This is a genomic window from Paenibacillus taichungensis (assembly GCF_013359905.1).
Classification (GTDB): domain Bacteria; phylum Bacillota; class Bacilli; order Paenibacillales; family Paenibacillaceae; genus Paenibacillus; species Paenibacillus taichungensis.
Genome location: NZ_JABMCC010000118.1, coordinates 226,455 through 247,262, shown reverse-complemented (window position 1 = coordinate 247,262; position 20,808 = coordinate 226,455). Strand labels below are relative to the sequence as shown.

Here is a 20,808-nt window from a genome sequence, read left to right as displayed (position 1 = left end):
ATGATTAAAATTGCACCATCTATTTTATCTGCGGATTTTGCCCGTCTCGGCGCGGAAGTGGCGGAAGCCCAAGCTGCTGGCGGAGACTGGATTCATGTTGATGTTATGGACGGTCATTTCGTCCCTAATATTACGCTTGGACCTGCGATTGTAAAAGCGATCGCTCCACATACAAGCTTGCCGCTTGATGTGCATTTGATGATCGAGAACCCAGAACGTTATGTGGAGGAATTTGCGAAAGCTGGCGCGGCGGTTATTACGGTTCATGCCGAGGCTTGTGTGCATCTGCACCGCGTTATTCATCTGATCAAAGAACAGGGAGTTAAGGCAGGGGTTGCTCTTAATCCGGGAACTCCGGCGAGTGCTATTCAGGAAGTGCTGGACGATGTGGATATGGTGCTTGTCATGACCGTAAATCCCGGTTTTGGTGGACAGGCTTTCATCTCTGGCACGATGAACAAAATCAAGCAAATTCGTAGCTGGCTGAACGAAAAAGGACGTCATGACGTGCATATTGAAGTGGATGGCGGTATTGCTGCCGACACGGCTCCGCTTGTGGTTGAAGCTGGCGCGGATGTGCTTGTTGCGGGAAGTGCTGTATTTGGACGTGAAGATCGCGCTGCCGCGATTGCCGAAATTCGCAGTAGTTACGGAGGCTGAGCATGAACCTCAAGGAGACGCTGTGGACAATGGCTGCGAGTCTCGTTACGGGACTGGTGCTGGCTATGTTTGCGGTTATTCAATCCCCATACAATGCGATTACGTCATTGATCGGGGTTGGTGTTGTCATTATGTACTTCCGCAAATTTGACCGTACAGGGCTTCGGGTTACTTTTGTGATATTCAGCATACTGTATTACTTATTGAGTGTATTCATGATCGCTGTCTATCAATATATACCTACCCAAACCTAAATGACCTAATAACAGGCTCGTCATTGTGGAATAGGGACAGAGAGTTCCGCATAAATATGGTTACATGAGCAGGTTTCTCATGTAGCCTTTTTTGTCGTGTTTAAGGCAAGGAAGGCCTGGAGCATAGGATACGGCGGATGCATGAGCATGATGGGGAGGGTGAAGTATGAAATTTTACACATTCAAACTGCCGAAGTTTTTGGGAGGGTTTGTAAAGGCGATTCTTAATACGTTTCAAAAGAACTGACATGATTAAAAGGTTCCATTGGCGAATACCGCCGCTTTGGCTACAGGATCATCTGGAATTCGGACCTGCGAAGCGCCATGCGGCGGCCATTCACATGCTGATGTGTGTATTCATGATTTTATTTCTGAATACCAAAAAAGCACCTGCAAGGAACAAGGTGCTTTTTGCTTACCCGATTTATAGTAGCTTTGCGTGATTATACGCGAGTCACTTTACCGGCTTTCAGTGCACGGGTGCTTACGTATACACGTTTTGGTTTACCGTTCACGAGAATGCGGACCTTCTGAACGTTTACGCCCCAAGAACGACGGTTACGGTTGTTAGCGTGGGATACGTGGTTACCGGTGCCCGGTTTCTTACCTGTCACATAACATTTGCGAGACATAGATTACACCTCCTATCCTAAAATAACCAGTTGCCCTAAGGAGACACGAATGTCAATCCAGACGGGCTAAATTGTTCTTCCTGACCGCAATGGTCAGGTTCCAGTAGCTAATGGCGTTGTTCAAGCCGGCATAGCCGGATCATTTCCATTACTAAACCTGCATAAAACAATACTTGAATATAATATCATATTGAAAAAAGCTTCGTCAACTGATCCAAAAACTTTATTTATTTCTCCTGTCTAATATAGTACAATGTTGAATAGTCCATAATACAGCGGTGAACAGGCTGTTGCCGCGGGGAAGCCGGAGAAAAAACCGGCCTTAAAGGTCGGTGGTCTGCTTTTTTGGCAACGCTGTGAGCTGCGGCATTCCATCATTGGCACCAGTCTCCATGCGGCATTCATGCCGGCTCTTGATACCGGTGCATATCCGTATGCCCCGAGTTAGGGGTTACAGAGCAATTGCAGGATATCGGTTGCCCGGCCGCCCAGACCGTTAATCCGGCTGACATTATGTATTATTATGCCTGTGCCGGACAAGGTATGGACGAAGAATAACGCGATAAGCGTTTGCGCATGAACAGACCAGATAACATCTTGGTGCAAGATGTTCGTGTATCAAGCTAGGAAGGGGAATTCTCACTTGAGTATACGTTCTTTAAATGGAACAGATTTCACCGCAATGGTACTTGCCGGAGCGGAACAACTTGGACAGCATGCAGAGCACGTCAATTCCCTGAATGTTTTCCCTGTGCCGGATGGTGACACGGGAACGAACATGAATTTGACAATGAGTGCAGGAGTGGCAGAGATTAAACGTAAGAGTTCTGCCTCCATCGGAGAAGCTGCCGGTATTTTATCAAAAGGCCTGCTTATGGGTGCACGGGGGAATTCCGGAGTAATATTATCGCAATTGTTCCGCGGATTCAGTCGTTCAGCTGCTCCTTACGAGGAACTGAATACACTCCAGTTCGCCGCAGCCCTGCAGAACGGTGTGGACGCAGCTTATAAAGCCGTAGTGAAGCCCGTTGAAGGGACCATTCTTACCGTAGCCAAGGAAGCGGCGAAACATGCCAGCTACTACGCAAGACGGACGAATGATATAACTGAATTAATGAATGAAGTATTGTTAAAAGCAAAAGAAGCACTGGCAATGACTCCGGAATTGCTGCCTGTATTGAAACAGGTCGGTGTTGTGGATTCGGGCGGTCAGGGGCTTGTATATATTTACGAAGGCTTTATGGACGTTCTGCTGCAAACGGATGGGGCAAGTCGTACATCCTTCCAGAGAGACGTACAACCAACCGTAGCGGCATCTGCATTGAAACCAGCTGCACCGTCAGAAGTGGTTTCTGCGAAGCCTGCACAGCAGGTAATCGTGCCGGAGATGCCAATGTCTGCCCAAGCACGACTGGAAACGGAAGATATTGAGTTCCTATATGACATGGAGTTCTTTATTAACCGTGAGCTTGGAGAGAACGCAGGCGTTGCATTTGATGACGAAGCATTCCGGAAAGCGTTGTCAGTTAACGGGGACTCCATCATTATTATTGCTGACGATGAAGTGATTAAGGTTCACGTGCATTCCAAGACACCTGGGGATGTATTAAATCTAGCTCTCCGTTATGGAGAAATCACACAAATTCACATTCTCAATATGCGTGAGCAGCATCGTGATCTGCTGACTGCAGGTATGGACATTGCGCCTTCGCCTGAGCTGTTCGCAGAGATTCCTCCTGAAGCGACGCGTAGCGTGGAAAAAGCTGTGCTCCCAGCAGACGAGATGGCACCATATGGTTTCATCGCGGTATCTTCTGGTGAAGGCATTGCGGAGATTTTCCAGAGTCTCGGCGTGGATGTTGTTCTGTCTGGTGGACAGACGATGAATCCGAGCACTGAAGATTTTGTGAAAGCGGTGCGTTCGATCGCGGCAGAGCAGGTATTTATTTTGCCGAACAACTCCAATATTGTACTTGCTGCGCAGCAGGCTCGCGAGTTGCTTGAAGATGAGCGTCGAATTATTGTAATTCCGAGCAAGACGATCCCTCAGGGCATGGCAGCGGCTTTTGCTTTCCAGGAGGATGAATCTGCGGAAACCAATCGTGACCATATGCTTGAGGCGATTAGCCGGGTACAGTCCGGTCAAGTGACTCATGCGGTCAGAGATACACAATATGACGAGCTTGATATCAAAGCTGGGCACTATATCGGTATCCATAATTCCAAGATCGTGGCAACGGATGAAAGCATGCTGCACGCATGTGAAGGCCTGCTGCAACAGATGATGGAGAGCGGAGATGAAGTAGTGACCATCCTTGAAGGGGACGAGGCCACCCCTGAGATTACCGCTGCGCTTGTCGCATGGCTTGAAGAACAATATCCTGATGCTGAGGTAGAGGTGCATCTTGGAGGACAGCCGGTTTATTATTATTTGTTCTCTGTAGAGTCCTAATAGAGGTTGTTCAAAAAGTTCCCAGTTAACTTTTTGAACATGCACTAATAGCACTTAAGCAAAGAGGAGGAAATCTGATGAGCCACAAGGTTGCGATCGTAACCGATAGCACGGCAGATATACCGGAAGAACTGATCCATAAATACGGGATTCATGTTGTTCCGCTGCGTGTTTTGTTCGGGGAGGAAGCTTATGCAGACGGCGTTGATCTGACTTCGGAACAGTTCTATGCAAAATTGGAGAAGGTATCCGTGCTGCCTACAACCTCACAGCCTTCTCCCACCGATTTTATGAATATCTATAACACATTGTTGGATGAGGACCCAGAGCGGCCCATTGTATCGATTCATTTGTCTTCCGGCATGAGTGGTACCTATCAATCGGCACTGCTTGGCAAATCGTTGCTGGAACGTGAGGGAGACATAACGGTACTGGATTCGAAGTCTGCATCCTATGGATATGGTTTATTGGTCGTACAGGCTGCCGAGCTTGCTGAACAAGGCAAGTCCGCTGCGGAGATCGCTGCGGCTGTAGCAGCCATGCAGCAGAGCCGCAAGCTGTTCTTTCTTGTAGATACATTAGAGTATCTGCAGAAAGGCGGTCGGATAGGCAAGGCTGCGGCCATCTTGGGAACACTGTTGAATATTAAACCGATCTTGTCCATTGATGAGGAAGGCGTTATTTACGCAGTGGAGAAAGTCAGAGGTCACAAAAAAGCCATGGCACGCATTATTGAGCTGTTTCAGCAGGATCTGGCGGGTCAACGTGTTAATCTTGCGGTAGGTCATACCGCAGACCCTGGATCGGCGATCGCTTGTGCAGAGCAATTACGCGGGCATTTTACACTGAATGAAGTGGTATATACCAATATTGGGGCCGTCATTGGCAGCCATGTTGGGCCAGGCGTAATTGCCATCTTTATGTGGCCTGTTCCGGAATGAGGGATTAGACATGAAATGGGAAGAAATATCGGTAAAACAAATTAGCGGCGTGAGTGCTCTCAAAGAGGGAGAGCTTCACGCCTTTGGCATCTCTACTGTAAAAGACTTGCTTGAATATTATCCGTTTCGTTATGAGGATTATCGGCTGCGTTCGCTCAGTGAAGTGAAGGACGGGGATAAAATTACGGTACAGGGTAAAGTGATGGGTATCCCGGTGTTGCAACGTTATGGCAAAAAGTCACGTCTTACCTGTAAAGTGATGACGGAAGAATGGATGATCTCAGCCACCTGGTTCAATCGGCATTTTCTGAAGGAGCAGCTTACGCCCAATCGGGAGATTGTCATTACAGGGAAATGGGAACAGAAACGTATGCAGATGACCGTAACGGATTCGGAATTCCCGGATAAAGGGGAAGGGCGTTCGGGCACGCTGCAGCCTGTGTACTCCGTAACCGGCAAGCTTACGCAGTCCTGGATGCGCAAAACGATTAATCAGGGGTTAGTCCAATTCGGGGAAATGATCCCCGAAATTCTGCCTCAATCACTCATGAAGAAATATGGATTCATGGCTCGCAAACAGGCGATTGCCGGGATTCACCGTCCGCAGGATAACCGGGAAGGCCAGCAGGCCAGACAACGGATGGTGTATGAGGAGTTATTTTTGTTTCAACTCAAGATGCAGGCCTATCGTGCATTGAACCGGGATCGTATGGATGGTGTAGTACACACAACGGATAATACGACGATTCGGGAGTTCGTTCGCAGTTTGCCATTTGAACTGACGGATGCGCAGAAGAAGGTAGAGCTTGAAATTCTGCATGATATGCGTTCACCGTATTCGATGAACCGGTTGCTGCAGGGAGATGTAGGCTCAGGTAAAACGGTTATTGCAGCGATTGCGCTGTATACGACCGTTCGTTCCGGTTTTCAGGGGGCTCTGATGGTCCCTACGGAGATTCTGGCAGAACAGCATATGCGCTCACTGCAAAAGCTGTTTGAACCCTTTGGCGTAACTGTGGGTCTGTTAACGGGCAGTGTGAATGGACGGAAGCGCAAAGATCTGATTGCATCCTTGCAGATGGGGATGATCGATATCGTTGTCGGTACACACGCTCTGATCCAGGAAGATGTATTTTTCCGCGATCTGGGTCTTGTTGTTACGGATGAACAGCATCGCTTCGGTGTGAATCAGCGCAGCGTTTTGCGGCGTAAAGGCTATAACCCGGATGTGTTAACGATGACGGCGACGCCGATACCGCGAACACTGGCGATTACGGCTTTTGGTGATATTGAGGTATCGACCATCTCGGAACGTCCAAAGGGACGGATTCCAATCTCAACGTACTGGGTCAAGCACGACATGATGGACCGGGTACTTGGTTTTATTTCGCGAGAAGTGGACCAGGGACGTCAGGCCTATCTGATCTGTCCGCTCATTGAAGAGTCGGAGAAGCTGGATGTACAGAATGCGATTGACCTGCATATCCAGATGCAGCAGAACTTTCCGAAGTACCGTGTAGGTCTGCTGCATGGACGGATGACGGCTGGCGAGAAAGAAGAGATGATGCGGGACTTCTACAGCAACGAAATTCAGCTCCTGGTCTCCACAACGGTTGTGGAGGTCGGGGTCGATGTGCCTAACGCAACGCTGATGGTTATTATGGATGCGGACCGCTTCGGTCTGTCGCAGCTGCATCAGCTTCGTGGCCGGGTGGGTCGGGGCGCTCATGCCTCCTATTGTGTGCTTATTGCTGATCCCAAGACAGAAGTTGGGCAGGAGCGCATGAAGGTCATGACGGAAACTGAAGATGGATTCGAAGTATCCAGTCGAGATCTGGATCTGCGGGGACCGGGGGATTTCTTTGGCACCAAGCAAAGTGGATTACCCGAGTTCCGTCTTGCCGACATGGTTGCGGATTTTGCCGTATTGGAGCAGGCCCGAGATGATGTGTCCAGCCTGATTGCGGATGCGAACTTCTGGACGTCTGTTGACTACGCTCCTTTACGTGACTTTTTACAGCAGCAGCAAGTATTCCAGGGTGATCTGATCGATTAATCGGGGCTGTAGATGTGTGGTTTTCCACATTTTCCGTGGGAAAATGTCAAGTGTACAGGCCCTCCTGTCATATGAATAAGAAGTGAGTTCATTATTCAGGAGGTGCTGTACGTTTTGGGTTACCAACAATATGGAATCAGTCCGCAGCTGGTGGAGCGGATCAAAACAAAGATGAAAAATCCCGCTGTCAAAGAGCGTATCAAAAAGTTGATAGATGGGGTCACCAAGTCTGATTTGCAGGATAAGGCCAAGGTGAGAAGGTTGGTCAAGTCGTCAGCGGTCATTTTGAACGAGAATTTTTCTACGACTCAGGAGGAACAATTTGTTGCTTTTGTTCTTGCGCAGAAGATTGATCCAAACAATACGTTTCATTTGATTAAGTTGTGGGGCATGTTTAGGTAGGGATTCGATGGAATGTTGGGTGGTATAAAATGAACTACTGGGTGTTACACGTGGCCACTCCGAGTGCAGTACCATCTTCCGATCGCTGTTATCCCCGGATTTTTTTGAATTACCCTTTGAAAGGGTAAAATCCGGTGATAAAGGCGAGCGCTTCGCTTCTCCAGATTGGTTCTGCACTCTCTGTTACTGTGTAACTGGAAGTTCACTTTATAAAAACCAAATTACATCGAATGTGTATGAAGTAATTTTAGTGGATGGGGCGGTTCATAAGTCAGCAAGATGACTTATGAACCGCCCTTTTGTTTAAATCAAGAACATATGTTACTTGATACAAAATACTATTGGATTCAATCTCCTTTAAATTTTCGATTGGAATTTAATCTATGTTTTCAATACCCCACTCACCTTTTTTGTTTTTAGTAAAGAAATAGGTAATGCCTTGGTTCTCAATACTCCCGTCTGAGGACTTTCTTACAAAACGTACGCCTACACTAATTTGTTCTGGATGATCGAGTTTTTCTAAAAGATCCAACTCATAGAACATGAATTGATCGGCTGTGTTTTTGTAATAAAAGCCTTCTCTAATGGATTTCAAAGACTTGTTATTCAGGTTCTGCTTAAACTTTTCTTCGTTGTTCTCTACAATCGATTCCAGATTGTTATTTAACATGGAGATAATCTTTTCGTCAAAAAAGTTGCTTTTATATTTTTCGAAATTAATGTAGACGCCTTTCTTAAATTCGGCACCTGTGATGTCCTTAATTTCTTCAATCTCCGCTGGCTCAATCAGACTTTCAATGTTTGTTGGTGTAATGTTGGTTGAAGGGGCTTCGCTTGTTATGTTGCTAGGTTTTTCGCTATTGGAAAGGGAGTAATTGTCGTCTGCTTTTCCGCATGTAGAAAGAACTAAGGCTCCAATTACACATAGAGATAAAATGCCACAAGAGAGATTTTTCATTAAGGAAATTCCTCCTTGGAATGCGAGATAAACGAAGCATGTTGATTATAATCCAGTTCTAATAGGAGAGAGAAAGAAAAATAGTGTCATCCCATCACTCTTTATTCTTAACAAAAAAAGGGCTCGTAGCAATTAAGGATGCAATAAATACTAAAATTAAAATGGCATTAGAAGGTACTGTTGCATATATGTAGTTTTCAACTATTAGTACGAGGATCGAAATACTTAAAATCACTCTCAGCACATGAGCAGACGAGCGATTTGGGTTTTGGGTACGTTTCGAGATCAAGTAAATGATGTACCACAAACCACTAAAAAGCAGGAGTGAGCCTATCAGTAGCATTACAAACATTTAAATACACCTTTCTTAAATAAATTTCAGTTTAATTAATTAGCATAATGTTCCAATTAATTATAACACAGTGGATTTCTGGAAGTGGAGTTATATGTGTAGGTAAGTGAAGCTTTGTTTGTAGGGAAGAGAATGGTTTGGAGCAAAATGAATTCCGTATCGTCTGTTCATTAGGTTAGCGACTTTCGGCTACTCCATTTTCACAGGATCGACTTTGCTTTCCTTCTGGGGGAGCGGTAAACTGTTGCATACGAGCATACATGGATTTCAAAGTGAGGAAAACGCTGCTGCGATGAGGGGCGTTTATTTTTGACGGATGTGGAGGAAGTCAGATTGACGGAGATGTTTACGATGCTGCTGGGGCTGTTTGAACGGGCGGCACTGCTGATTATATTTTTATTCTTTCTATCGAGGATACCGCGGTTTAGACAGATTTTGCAAAAGGGAAAATTGAGATGGCAGGAGTACATTGCGGTTACGTTGTTATTCTGTGCATTTGCCATCTTTGGTACGTATACCGGTATTAATGTGGAAGGCTCGCTGGTGAATGTGCGCATTATTGCGATCATGTCTGGCGGCATTCTGTTTGGAGCGCCTGTGGGCATCATTACGGGGATTGTCTCCGGGGTGCATCGGTATTTGATCGATATGGATGGTGTCACGGCGATTCCGTGTCTGATTACGAGTATCCTTGCAGGTCTGGTCTCCGGGTATATACATAAGTATACGCCTAAGTCGAAGCGTTGGATGATCGGTATTGCGGCGGGAATGATCTGTGAGGCGCTTACGATGCTGCTTATCCTGCTGTATTCCTATCCCGATCCTCTGGGTGCCGATATTGTCTCGAAGATTGCGCTGCCGATGATATTGGGTGAGGTGAACATTGGACTGATTGTGCTGCTGGTGCAGAGTGTAGAAGGGGAAAAGGAAATGATTGCAGCTCGTCAGGCTAAGCTGGCGCTGGAGATTGCTAACAAGACCTTGCCGTACTTCCGTTCCATTGATGAAGACTCTCTGCGGAAGATCTGTCGGATTATTCAGGAGGATATTCAGGCGGATGCGGTTGCGATTACGGATACTCGAAATGTACTGGCTTATGTGGGATTTGGTGAGGAACGATATCACATCGGTAATGAAATTATTAGTGAGATGACGAAGAAGACGATCTCCAGCGGAGAGATTACGATCAGCAATGATGTCATTGACGAGAAAACGCCGGATATCCACTCCCTGCTCATCATTCCGCTCAAAGAGCGGGGCGAAGTGACGGGTGCCCTGAAAATTTATTACCGCAAAGCGTACAAGATTACGTATCCGTTGCAAACGATGGCTGTGGGCCTGTCCCAGATTATTTCCACCCAGATGGAAGTATCACGTGTAGAGGAGATCAAGGCTGCCGCCAATAAAGCGGAGCTTCGTGCATTGCAGACTACAATTCATCCTCATTTTCTATTCAATGCGCTGAACGCGATTGCCTCATCGATTCGAACCAAGCCGGATCGGGCTCGCGAGCTGATTGTGAATCTGTCTGGATATATGCGTTATAACCTGGAGCTATCGGATGAGCTTATTGATATCCACAAAGAGCTGGAGCAAGTCCGCAATTATGTGGAAATCGAGAAGGCGCGCTTCGGCAGCAGGCTTAACGTGATCTATGATATTGATGAGGTGGCTGTGCATATTCCAAGTCTGGTCATTCAGCCGCTTGTGGAAAATGCCATTATTCACGGTATTCTCAAGGTAAAGGGACCCGGAACCGTACGGATTCGGGTACAGGACTATCCTGACTTTGTGCGAATTGGGGTCAGTGACACAGGAGCAGGCATTGGAGCCGACATTATTGAGCGTGTATACCATGACCGGATGCCAGCCAACCAGATCGGGTTGTACAACGTGCATCGGCGGGTGAAGCTCATTTATGGACAAGGGTTAACGATTACTCGGCTGGATCAAGGAACTGATATTTTATTTGATGTACCCAAAGGAGATGTAGTGACAAGGTGATGAACCGTTAATGAGAGCACTTATTGTTGAAGATGAAATTCCGGCCAGTGAGGAACTGAATTACTTGATACAGGAACATAGCCAAATTGAAGTGGTGGATTGTTTGGAAGATGGACTGGATGTGCTGAAGTTTCTGCAGGAGCAGGAAGTCGACGTTATTTTTCTGGATATAAATATCCCTTCGCTGGATGGCATGATGCTGGCACATCATATTGGGAAGTTTGCGAGCAAGCCATATATCGTATTCACAACGGCGTACAAGGAACATGCCGCTGAAGCGTTTGAGCTGGAGGCGTTTGACTATATTCTGAAGCCCTATGATGAGAAACGAATTGCCACGATGCTGCATAAACTCGAAACGGCGTTCAAACGAGATCATGAGCAGGACGAACGTGAACGTGGCAGTGATGATGGACCCATTCACAATACGGCTCAAACAAACGATGAATGGTCTGCATCAAATCTGCAGGCGCGGGAATCCAATGCCCAGACGGGACGACGCATCAATCTGCTGCGCAATGACAATATTATTGTGACTGACACCGCCGATATTTATTATGCGGAAGCTCAAGAGAAAGTGACAAAGGTGTATACCAAAAACGGTGAGTTTACGATGCCGGTCAGCATTTCGGATTTTCACGGTCGATTGCCACAGGAAACCTTTTTCCGCTGCCATCGTTCTTACGTGGTGAATTTGTCTCAAATTCGTGAAATTGTGCCCTGGTTTAACAATACGTACCTGCTTCGTTTACGTGATCTGGAGGCTGAAGTGCCCGTTAGCCGGGGCAAAGTCAAAGAATTCAGGCAGCTCATGCGCATCTAGAGGCATTTCATTCCGCATCTGATGCAACTCATGCTCAAATCGGTGTAATGAATCCCCTTTCATGTATGATTAGCTTGTGAACGCATTCATATATATGACATCGGCAAAGGGGAGATCACGATGAAAGCAGCTATTTCATCCGCACCTAATTCAGCATCTACAACTATGAAAATGAACCGCTGGCTTATTGTACTGGGTACCATTATTGTACAAATGGGTCTCGGAACCATCTACACCTGGAGTTTATTTAATCAACCGTTGTCTGATCGTTTCGGATGGGACGTCAGCTCGGTCGCGATAACTTTTTCGATTACCAGCTTTGCTTTGGCATTTGCCACACTATTTGCAGGTCGACTGCAAGAACGATGGGGGCTTCGTCGCCTGATTCGGGTAGCCGGAGTTGTGCTTGGTCTGGGACTCGTGCTCAGTTCTCAAGTGAGTTCGTTGACACTGCTCTATATTCTGGCCGGATTTGTGGTTGGATTCGCGGATGGTACGGCGTATATTACTTCCCTGTCCAACCTGATCAAGTGGTTCCCTGAACGAAAAGGTCTGATCTCAGGTATTTCGGTCGGGGCCTTTGGTACAGGCAGTCTGTTGTTCAAATACGTGAACTCGGCATTAATCGGTGCTGTTGGTCCTGCTCAAGCTTTTATGTACTGGGGCATTATTGTACTGGTATTGATTGTAGGCGGCTCGTTCCTGATCCGTGAAGCGGTTGTACGTGAACAAGCTCCGGCTGCAAGCAGCACGGACGGTGGGAAGCAACAAGTAACACGTCATGATTATACGGTCAAAGAAATGCTGCGTACGAAAGAAGCTTATATGCTGTTCGTTATTTTCTTCACGGCATGTATGAGTGGACTGTATCTGATCGGTATTGTGAAAGACATCGGTGTTCAGTTGGCAGGTCTTAATGTGGCTACAGCTGCGAATGCGGTGGCGATGGTTGCCATCTTTAACACCGCTGGACGTATCATTCTGGGCGCGCTGTCGGATAAAGTAGGACGGATGAAAGTTATTGCCGGAGCACTGCTGGTTACGGCTGTTGCCGTAATGACGCTGAGTCTGGTACCGCTGAGCTTTGGCATCTTCTTCGCCTGTGTGGCCGCTATCGCGTTCTGCTTTGGTGGGAATATCACGGTCTTCCCGGCGATTGTGGCAGATTACTTTGGACTGAAAAATCAGAGCAAAAACTACGGCGTGATCTATCAGGGATTTGGATTTGGTGCCCTGGCTGGATCGTTTATCAGCGCCCTGCTGGGTGGATTCCATCTTACCTTTATTGTGATCGCTGTACTGTGTGCCGTCTCGCTCTTGCTGGCGTTGATTATTACGCCTCCGGGTCAAGGACGTCGTACACGCCAACGGGAACAGCAGATGAATCTTAACCCTTCATCCCGGGCAAGCTGATCGTAGTGGGGATTAGTTCTATTTTATAAAAAGCAAGCTGGCGGTCTCTACGGAGGCCGCTTTTTTGGTACCGGCTCAACCTGAGAGGGATGAGACTTCTGTACATGAAGTGGTTGTGTGCAATGCATACTTTGCTTCTGGTATACTCTAGGTGAAATAAAAAGAGCAAGTCCTTATTAGCCATTTGGAGGAGGTATGTACGTCATGAATTTCTTGAAATATGCACCATCTGATTTTGCTGATTATTATGCACTTGTGTCCAATATTGAAGTCATGCAACAGATTACCGAACGTGCTCTGCCTGAGCATGAAGCTACGGCGGAATTTGAATCCATGCTGAACTATAATCTCGGCAACAATTGTGGCTATTATCGGATATCTGGTGAAGATGGGGTAGGCATGGCCTACGCGAAACTGATCCCGGATGAATCCGATCCGTCCCGGGCGGAGATGGGTTACATGATTCTGCCGGAGCATTGGGGGAAAGGACATGGGACTTCCATCGCAGCTCGGCTGATTATTCAGGCACAGGCGGCGGGAATTGGTGTACTCTATGCGGTTATCGATCCGTCCAATGCGGCATCACGTCGAATATTGCTCAGACAGAACTTTGTATCCACATGGGTTGGGGATTATCATGGGTTACCCGGCGAGATTCTGGAGCTGAATCTTCAGGTGAAGCGGTAAGGGATCAGGCTTGCGGGTAATACATACTATACCGGGCATTTTGCATCACTTCGATGGGAAACTGTCATTCAGATGCGTGTGAAATGCTCATACAGAGATTTGGAGGAGATGGAGATGAGCAATGCTGCAATGGAACGTCTGAACCAGTTGCTGCCGGAATGGCTGGAGACCAGCCGTCTGCACACTGGACAGGGGAAAGTCGCTTCTTATATTCCCGAGTTGTTCAAGGCTTCACAGGATGAACTGGGTATACATATCATGAACGCCGAAGGCAATCATGTATCAGCCGGAGACTGTGGTGTCCCGTTTACGATGCAAAGTATCTCCAAGGTATTTACACTCATTCTGGCCCTGATGGATCATGGGGAGGAAGCGGTCTTCTTTAATGTAGGAAAAGAACCTACCGGGGATGATTATGATTCCATGATCAAGCTCGAACTGGTCGAACCGGGCATTCCGTTTAATCCATTGATCAATGCGGGCGCGATTACGGTATCGTCCCTGATTGCTGGGGATTGTAAAGAGGAGAAGTCACGGCGCATTTTGGAATTTTTTCGCAAGCTGGCTAATAATGATCGGCTGGACTATAACGAGTCGGTATACCAGTCCGAATCGGAGACAGGCCATCTGAACCGCTCGCTTGGTTATTTTCTGAAGCACAATGGTGTGCTCAAGGATGACGTCGAAGATGTGCTTGCCGTCTATTTCCGCCATTGCTCCATCGAGGTGACTTGTGCGGACCTAGCCCGTATGGCACTGGTGCTTGCTTATGATGGGACAGATCCCATCACCGGGATTGAGCTTATTCCTCGTCGTTATGTACAGATCGCCAAGACATTCATGACTACCTGCGGTATGTATAATGCATCAGGCGAATTCGCGATTCAGGTCGGGTTGCCTGCCAAGAGTGGAGTGTCGGGTGGGATTCTGACTCTGGTTCCAGGCCAGTTTGGCATCGGTCTTGTAGGTCCGGCTCTGAATCGGAAAGGAAACAGTATTGCAGGTGTGCATCTGCTTGAGCGTCTTTCCAAGGAATTTGACTGGAGTTTCTTCTAATTAAGTCATCTCTATACCCTTCCAAGTAGCCGATGAAACACCAATCCGTCCTTTTGCTTCTTTGGAACGACATGGTCTAATAGGAATGGGCTTATCGGCTGCTTCAGTCTTGGTTCAGAATGTGTAGGAAAAGGGTCCTGCATAGCAATGGCCATGCTGCATCTATTCCGGTATACCCGCAACCCCAGACCGCATCATTCATTCGCGAGTACCACATCCGTAATAAGATTCATCTGAATGTCCCGGGTTCCGCTCTCCATCAGCAGCTTAAGGGTACGAGCAGGGGAGTCCAATCGGAGCACCTGTCCGGTAAAACGGATATCATCATGTTCATGGAACAGGGTGATGGTGACTGCATCCCCAAGCAGCATGGAGTTACTAAGTAAACGGGACATTTCTTCCGCTGCCTGGGCATCCAGGGATGGACGGGTACGGGGAGCAAGTTGCTCCTGATGAATGATGTAGGCTTCCCGATGTTCGGGAAGCATCATGCGTGACGACTCAAAAATCCCGTTTTGCTGTAATTTTTTACTCATTTATAGTGACCTCCAATTTTATGAGAACGGTCCTGTGCCTGCGCGGACGAGCAGAGCGAGGAGGCCCGCATGATCGCGGTTTCTCCGAACTTGCGCTTGATGTCATCCGTGGCGCGTTCCAGTTCTCTTTTGCGTTCGCGGTCATCGAACCAGGATAGCTGTACTTCGGAATCGGGCACGAGCCCAGTCAATGACACGCTGATGCGGCGAATGGGTAATCCGTCCCAATGGCGCAGAAACAGAGCTGCAGCCGCATCGTAAACTTCATCGGTGATGTTGGTAGGTTCATTCACCTTCATTTGGCGGGAGAAGCCGGTTGGACGATCGTAATCCTGCCCCCGGCATCCTACAGAGACGACATTACCCATGAGCGATTTGTCCCGGGAACGCCGGCTGACCAGCTCTGCCAGTTCGAGCAGCACCACCTTGATGTCTGCCCACGATTCATAGTCCCGAGGCAATGTCATCTGATGTCCAATGCCCTGCTGCTGGTGAGCATATGTCCCGGGTTTTACTGGAGAATCATCGATTCCGCGGGCAATACGCCACAATACCTCACCATTTACACCCCAACGTTCTCTAAGCCGGGACAATGGAGTCTGCGCCAGATCACCGATCGTATGAATCCCCATCTTATAGAGATGCTGCCCCATCCGGGAACCGACCATAAACATGTCTCGAACAGGTTTATTCCACAACGTTGTCTGCATGTCCTTGCGGGGCAGTGTATAGATGCCTCCTGGGACTTTTTTTGCATACAGATCACAGGCCATCTTGCTGACAACCTTGGTGTCGCTGATGCCGACGCGGATATAGACGCCAGTCTCATCCATGACCCTGTCCTGGATGCTGCGGGCAATCGTTTCAGGACTGCCGAACAGATCTAAACTTCCGGTGACATCGAGAAACTGTTCGTCAATGCTATACGGTTCAACCAGATCGGTATAGGACTGAAGAATACGGGTAATGTGTAGGGAAACACGAATATATTCGGCCATCCTGGGACGAATGACGACAACATCGGGGCATTTGGCAAGAGCCTCACCCAGCCGTTCTGCTGTAGTAATTCCATAGGACTTGGCAAGTGGGCAGGCTGCCAGAATAATGCCTGAACGGCGTGCAGGATCTCCCGCAACAACAAGCGGACGGTCTCTGTATTCAGGATGTGCAGACTTCTCCACACTGGCATAAAATGACTGGCAATCGGCCAGCATAATGACACGTCCGTCTTTGCGGGGCATAGTACTTCTCTCCTTTTATTCATGATTCGGCTGCTTCTGTACAGCGATGGGGTTCATTCAGCCAACGTTATTTTACAGTTTATTTACAGTATGGAACAAGTGTTCCTGTTTTATAAGCATATCCGACAATGCCAGATGCGGCAACCGGAATTATTTTGCAATTTGGACACAAATATTGGATGGACCTAATAGAGTCAAAATTTAGGAAATAAGATGTATTTTTTTACATTTCATGTAAGAGATCCGTGACTTCCGGGTGATGACCGGGTGTTCATTGGGCTTTATGTAAAAGTAATATAAATGGGCACAGTCCTATAGGGGGGGACTGATGTCCTTTTTTCATTTTCTGCACTTTTCAGAAAACCTTGATAGGGCGCGGGTTTTCAAGGATATGTTATCGGACTATAGTATCAATTTTGTAATCTTTATGGTTAATACTGTAAAAATGTCCGCAACTTTAAAATATCATTAGCGTTTAATGGGGTAAGCGTTCAAGCGGAAACAGATCTCGCAATCCGCGTTGCATATAACAATAACGGGTAGAGATGTGCAAGGCTGGAAGAACTTCAAAGGACGGTTAAAGTGACATATATTCGTGCCCATGGAACATAAGAGCAAGAAGGGCTCCTGAATGCTAGTTGATGGCGCATTTTACGAATTATGGGCAGAATGTTGCAGTTCACGTTTGCTTCCATCAGCCTAGTTACAAATGCAGACACTTAGAGCTATAGTGAGAACTACACCGCTGACATCTCTACCCAAAGCGGACATCCGATGCGGAATTTCCCGTAGACCTTCATGTCATTTAAGATCCGCAGATGAAGCAGGATGCATACTAGAGAGGTGAGCAATTAAGAGCCATGAGCAGACGAAGACGAAGACGCTGGTTGCTAACGATGTTTGCAGGAGCGGCCGTAGTGACAGGCGGAATATTTGCCGGCTGGCACTATATGCAACCCCAGCTCGTTACGTACACAGCGGATAATGGCACGGAGATGAAATTCAAGACCGATGGAGACCGGTTCATGGAATATGGACCCGATGGTGCATGGCGGGAGATGTTCGTGAAAGGTGTGAACCTGGGCGCAACATCACCAGGACATTACCCAGGCGAGTTTCCGTTGACCAAAGAGGATTACTTAAAGTGGTTCCAGCAGATTGAGGATCTGGGGGCCAATGTCATCCGGGTGTACACGGTACATGAGCCGGTTTTTTACACCGCATTGGTTGAGTATAACCGTGGCCGGGAGCAACCGTTATATTTTATACAGGGCATATGGTCGCCGGAAGAAGAGTTGATCGAGAAGCAGGATGCCTATGCTGACCATATTGAGCAGACGTTCAAGCAGGAGATTGAAAAGGCGGTATCGGCTGTATATGGGGATGCGGACATTCCCGATAAACCGGGAGAGTCAAGCGGCAAATACAAGACGAATGCCGGGAAATATCTAATGGCTTGGCATGTGGGGACCGAGTGGGACCCTTCGATGGTGAACAACACGAATGAGAGTCACCCCGATGTGCCGCAGTACAAAGGCGCTCATTTTTCCGGGACGCAGGATGCATCACCGTTCGAGAATTGGCTGGCAGAGCTGCTGGACTATACCGCCGTGTTGGAGAAGAAATACGGATGGGAGCATCCGATGACCTTCACCAATTGGGTTACCACCGATGTGCTGGATCATCCGGGTGAGCCGCTGTTTGAAGAGGATTTGGTGAGTGTGGATGCGCGACATATTCAACCGGAAGAGTGGCAGGGCGGATATTTTGCAGCATACCATGTGTATCCTTATTACCCGGACCTGTTCCATACGGACCAAACACTCCAGACGATTAAGGATGAGAACGGCGAGTACAACACGTACAAAAGTTATCTGCGCAAGCTCAAAGCCGAGTTTTCCGATATGCCTGTAATGATTACAGAGTACGGTGTACCGTCTTCGCTTGGAATCTCCCATCTGGGTATGGGAGGTCGGGATCAGGGCGGACATAACGAGGCCGAGCAGGGCGAGATCGACGCATCGCTGACTCAGGATATTTATGATGAGGGGTATGCAGGAGCGATTTTGTTCATGTGGCAGGATGAGTGGTTCAAAAAAACCTGGAACACGATGCCGCTCGAAATTCCCGCTGATCGGCGGGCCTACTGGCTGAACGTGCTGACGAATGAGAAGATGTTCGGTCTGCTCGCTATGGACCCCGGTAAGCAGGAACAGCTGACCATCGACGGGAGGCTGGATGACTGGAATGCGCTGAAGAAGGAAGAGGTCACCGTCTGGCAAGGTAAGGTAGACGGCATCAAGGAAATGAAAATGACCCATGATGAAGCCTACCTGTACATTGGCATGACGCTCGATCAACCTTTTGATCCAGACCAGACCTTGCTGCGCATCGGAACGGATACGCTGGATGGTGGGAATCAGCCGGGTGCGAGACTTCCGGATCGAACGCTGAGTGATGGACTCGAAACAGTGATTACATTGGGACAGGATGATGAATCACAAGTGGAGATCGCCAAGGACTATGATTTTAACCAGCGCCTCTACGGCAAGGACGGTTATGGGATGCTGCCCGAGGAGCAAGAGAATGCAGCAGATCCATTCCATCCATGGAACCTGGCGGTCAGCTTACGGATGACCCCACCGGATACCCGGTCCGCCCAACCGTTCATGAATGAGAAGGTTGGCACATTGAAACGGGGAACAACAGCTCCAGATCAATCCGATACCGATTCGTTAACCGCCTGGCAGTATAACGGTAATCAGGTCGAGATGCGTATTCCATGGATGCTGCTTGGATTCGGTGACCCAAGTTCACTGCAAGCGATCAAGTATGGAGCGCTGAAAGGTGGGCGGGAATTCGAAACCGTCGCAGTCAAAGGTGTGACCCTGATTCCGTGGCTAATGGATCGTTCTACTGGAAATATTTCTTGGCCTGGTGGTGAACAGAAGACACTGGATGTGAAGACATTGCCTATATACAGCTGGCAGCCCTGGGAGCAGGTACAGTACAGTGAGCGACTGAAACTGAGCTACGAGGAAATGAAGAAACGGTATGAACAAATTCCAAGTTTTCAGACCGAATAAATGAGTATAAAGGAGGACCTTTTCACATGTTTCCGAATTTGGCTTTGGCTTATCTATTTCTATACATCTGTACGGCGCTCGTCGCTGTGGGTGTAATCCTGCTGTTTGCCATGAAAATGTCCCACAACGGCAAACGGCGCAAGATTGAGTTTTATAAATTAAAGCAGCGTGACTACTTTACGTATCTGCAGACGGCGTTGACAGAGGACAGTCCCTTGAGATTGCCACCTGGGAAGCTGGCCCCACTTGAGCGTCGGGTCATCCAGAGCAAACTTATTGAATGGATTGATCAGTTCAAGGGCGAGTATCGCAACAAATTGATTGTACTCTGCCGTGAAGCCGGATTTGTTGAGCATGATCTGAAGGAACTGAGTCGTATTCGTTACGGACGCCAGATTGATGCGGCTTATCGCTTGGGCGGTATGCGTTGTCCAGAGGCCGTTCCAGGCTTGATGGAATTGCTTAAGGATGAAAAGCCTGGCCCGATGGCCATTATGATTGGCCGTTCCATCGCAAGATGTACTACCCGTCAGGGTGAACTGAAAGACATGCTCGCGCTGCTGTTGACCAAAGGAAAATCGATTCATCATCTGGCAGCAGATATTTTGCTCGAAACCAGTCTGGATACAAGCAGAATTCTGATTGAACTACTGGAAGATCGCAATCCTGACTTTGTCAAAGTGGGATTGGTTGCGATGTGGGGACAAGCTGTGCCGGAAGTGATGCCTGCACTCGACAGACTCGTTGGCGCAGAACATCAGGATGTACGGGCAGAAGCAGTGAAGCTGTATCTTAGCGCAAGTCCGGCACTTCAGGACGAGACCATTCTGAGGCTCATGCAGGATTCGGACCCGGAGGTACGTGCTGAAGTGGTGCAGGCGCTTGGTTCGAAACATGCGGCAGGCAGCATTCCACTGCTGCGCAAAGCGCTGCGTGATGAAGATTGGGGAGTACGCTATAACAGTGCGGAGAGCCTGGGCAAGCTGGGTGAACCGGGATTTGAAGCCTTGTGTCAGGCCGCTGTGGAGGGCACAGGTGCTGAACGGGAAATTGCAATGCAGCAGATTGAGAGTACGATGCAGCACTCAGGAACAGACCACAAAGCCGTTGACCAGATGATTGCACATAACAAAAAAAGGCTGCTGTATGATCGGTACTTCGGTCCCGTACGTGGGAACCGGATAACAAGCAAGAAACGTACAGGTGTGGCTGCGGTAGGAGGGGATTACACTGCTTAGAGATCTACTATTAATCT

The 20,808-nt window shown here is 48.1% G+C and carries 19 protein-coding genes; 15 read left to right on the top strand and 4 right to left on the bottom strand.

Annotated features, from left to right (window positions below; genetic code table 11):
• The 4 genes from rpe (at window position 1) to HP548_RS24300 (ending at window position 1,357) form a co-directional block, all read left to right on the top strand.
• Complete coding sequence (gene rpe, locus HP548_RS24315) at window positions 1-660, top strand: ribulose-phosphate 3-epimerase (RefSeq protein ID WP_053784310.1); 660 nt, start codon at window positions 1-3, stop codon at window positions 658-660.
• Window positions 661-662: 2 nt separating this feature from the next.
• On the top strand, window positions 663-914 hold the full coding sequence (locus HP548_RS24310; RefSeq protein WP_024631109.1) for a hypothetical protein: 252 nt from the start codon (window positions 663-665) through the stop codon (window positions 912-914).
• A gap of 166 nt (window positions 915-1,080) precedes the next feature.
• A complete protein-coding gene (gene spoVM / locus HP548_RS24305) occupies window positions 1,081-1,161 on the top strand; it encodes a stage V sporulation protein SpoVM (protein ID WP_019424875.1) in 81 nt (26 codons plus the stop codon).
• A 1-nt stretch (window position 1,162) separates the two neighbouring features.
• A complete protein-coding gene (locus tag HP548_RS24300; protein WP_064636619.1) occupies window positions 1,163-1,357 on the top strand; it encodes a hypothetical protein in 195 nt (64 codons plus the stop codon).
• Here the strand turns inward: HP548_RS24300 and rpmB are convergent, their stop codons facing one another.
• Entirely contained in the window at window positions 1,358-1,546 is a 189-nt protein-coding gene (gene rpmB / locus HP548_RS24295; protein ID WP_024631107.1) for a 50S ribosomal protein L28, read from the bottom strand. It lies immediately after the preceding gene.
• Between the two features lie 643 nt (window positions 1,547-2,189).
• Here rpmB and HP548_RS24290 point away from each other — a divergent pair.
• The 4 genes from HP548_RS24290 (at window position 2,190) to HP548_RS24275 (ending at window position 7,397) form a co-directional block, all read left to right on the top strand.
• Window positions 2,190-3,998 carry a DAK2 domain-containing protein gene (locus tag HP548_RS24290; protein WP_099858248.1) on the top strand — a complete coding sequence of 603 codons (1,809 nt, stop codon included), beginning with the start codon at window positions 2,190-2,192 and terminating at the stop codon, window positions 3,996-3,998.
• Between the two features lie 77 nt (window positions 3,999-4,075).
• On the top strand, window positions 4,076-4,939 hold the full coding sequence (locus HP548_RS24285) for a DegV family protein (protein WP_175383109.1): 864 nt from the start codon (window positions 4,076-4,078) through the stop codon (window positions 4,937-4,939).
• Between the two features lie 10 nt (window positions 4,940-4,949).
• On the top strand, window positions 4,950-6,995 hold the full coding sequence (recG, locus tag HP548_RS24280) for an ATP-dependent DNA helicase RecG (RefSeq protein ID WP_175383108.1): 2,046 nt from the start codon (window positions 4,950-4,952) through the stop codon (window positions 6,993-6,995).
• A gap of 114 nt (window positions 6,996-7,109) precedes the next feature.
• Window positions 7,110-7,397 (top strand): stage VI sporulation protein F, encoded by a 288-nt coding sequence (locus HP548_RS24275; protein WP_053784316.1) that lies wholly within the window; start codon window positions 7,110-7,112, stop codon window positions 7,395-7,397.
• A 376-nt stretch (window positions 7,398-7,773) separates the two neighbouring features.
• Here the strand turns inward: HP548_RS24275 and HP548_RS24270 are convergent, their stop codons facing one another.
• A complete protein-coding gene (locus HP548_RS24270; protein WP_175383107.1) occupies window positions 7,774-8,355 on the bottom strand; it encodes a hypothetical protein in 582 nt (193 codons plus the stop codon).
• 703 nt (window positions 8,356-9,058) lie between these two features.
• Here HP548_RS24270 and HP548_RS24265 point away from each other — a divergent pair.
• The 5 genes from HP548_RS24265 to glsA all read left to right on the top strand — a co-directional run bounded on the left by HP548_RS24265 (window position 9,059) and on the right by glsA (window position 14,690).
• A complete protein-coding gene (locus tag HP548_RS24265; protein WP_099858274.1) occupies window positions 9,059-10,711 on the top strand; it encodes a sensor histidine kinase in 1,653 nt (550 codons plus the stop codon).
• Window positions 10,712-10,721: 10 nt separating this feature from the next.
• Window positions 10,722-11,534 carry a LytR/AlgR family response regulator transcription factor gene (locus tag HP548_RS24260; protein WP_076288239.1) on the top strand — a complete coding sequence of 271 codons (813 nt, stop codon included), beginning with the start codon at window positions 10,722-10,724 and terminating at the stop codon, window positions 11,532-11,534.
• A gap of 120 nt (window positions 11,535-11,654) precedes the next feature.
• Window positions 11,655-12,947, top strand: coding sequence for an L-lactate MFS transporter (locus HP548_RS24255; RefSeq protein WP_175383106.1), 1,293 nt, complete (start codon window positions 11,655-11,657; stop codon window positions 12,945-12,947).
• A gap of 204 nt (window positions 12,948-13,151) precedes the next feature.
• A complete protein-coding gene (locus HP548_RS24250) occupies window positions 13,152-13,634 on the top strand; it encodes a GNAT family N-acetyltransferase (RefSeq protein WP_175383105.1) in 483 nt (160 codons plus the stop codon).
• 114 nt (window positions 13,635-13,748) lie between these two features.
• A complete protein-coding gene (glsA, locus tag HP548_RS24245; RefSeq protein ID WP_076288241.1) occupies window positions 13,749-14,690 on the top strand; it encodes a glutaminase A in 942 nt (313 codons plus the stop codon).
• A gap of 194 nt (window positions 14,691-14,884) precedes the next feature.
• On the opposite strand, the gene HP548_RS24240 is transcribed toward glsA, so the two are convergent.
• Both HP548_RS24240 and HP548_RS24235 read right to left on the bottom strand, forming a co-directional pair.
• Window positions 14,885-15,226 carry a YolD-like family protein gene (locus HP548_RS24240; RefSeq protein WP_076288242.1) on the bottom strand — a complete coding sequence of 114 codons (342 nt, stop codon included), beginning with the start codon at window positions 15,224-15,226 and terminating at the stop codon, window positions 14,885-14,887.
• Entirely contained in the window at window positions 15,223-16,467 is a 1,245-nt protein-coding gene (locus HP548_RS24235; RefSeq protein WP_076288243.1) for a DNA polymerase IV, read from the bottom strand. Before HP548_RS24235 ends, HP548_RS24240 begins: the two co-directional genes overlap by 4 nt.
• 860 nt (window positions 16,468-17,327) lie before the next feature.
• On the opposite strand from HP548_RS24235, the gene HP548_RS24230 reads away from it, so the two are divergent.
• Window positions 17,328-19,553: a hypothetical protein gene (locus HP548_RS24230; RefSeq protein WP_175383104.1), complete on the top strand. Its 2,226-nt coding sequence runs from the start codon at window positions 17,328-17,330 to the stop codon at window positions 19,551-19,553.
• A 26-nt stretch (window positions 19,554-19,579) separates the two neighbouring features.
• Window positions 19,580-20,791: a HEAT repeat domain-containing protein gene (locus HP548_RS24225; protein WP_076288245.1), complete on the top strand. Its 1,212-nt coding sequence runs from the start codon at window positions 19,580-19,582 to the stop codon at window positions 20,789-20,791.
• Window positions 20,792-20,808 lie beyond the last annotated feature (17 nt).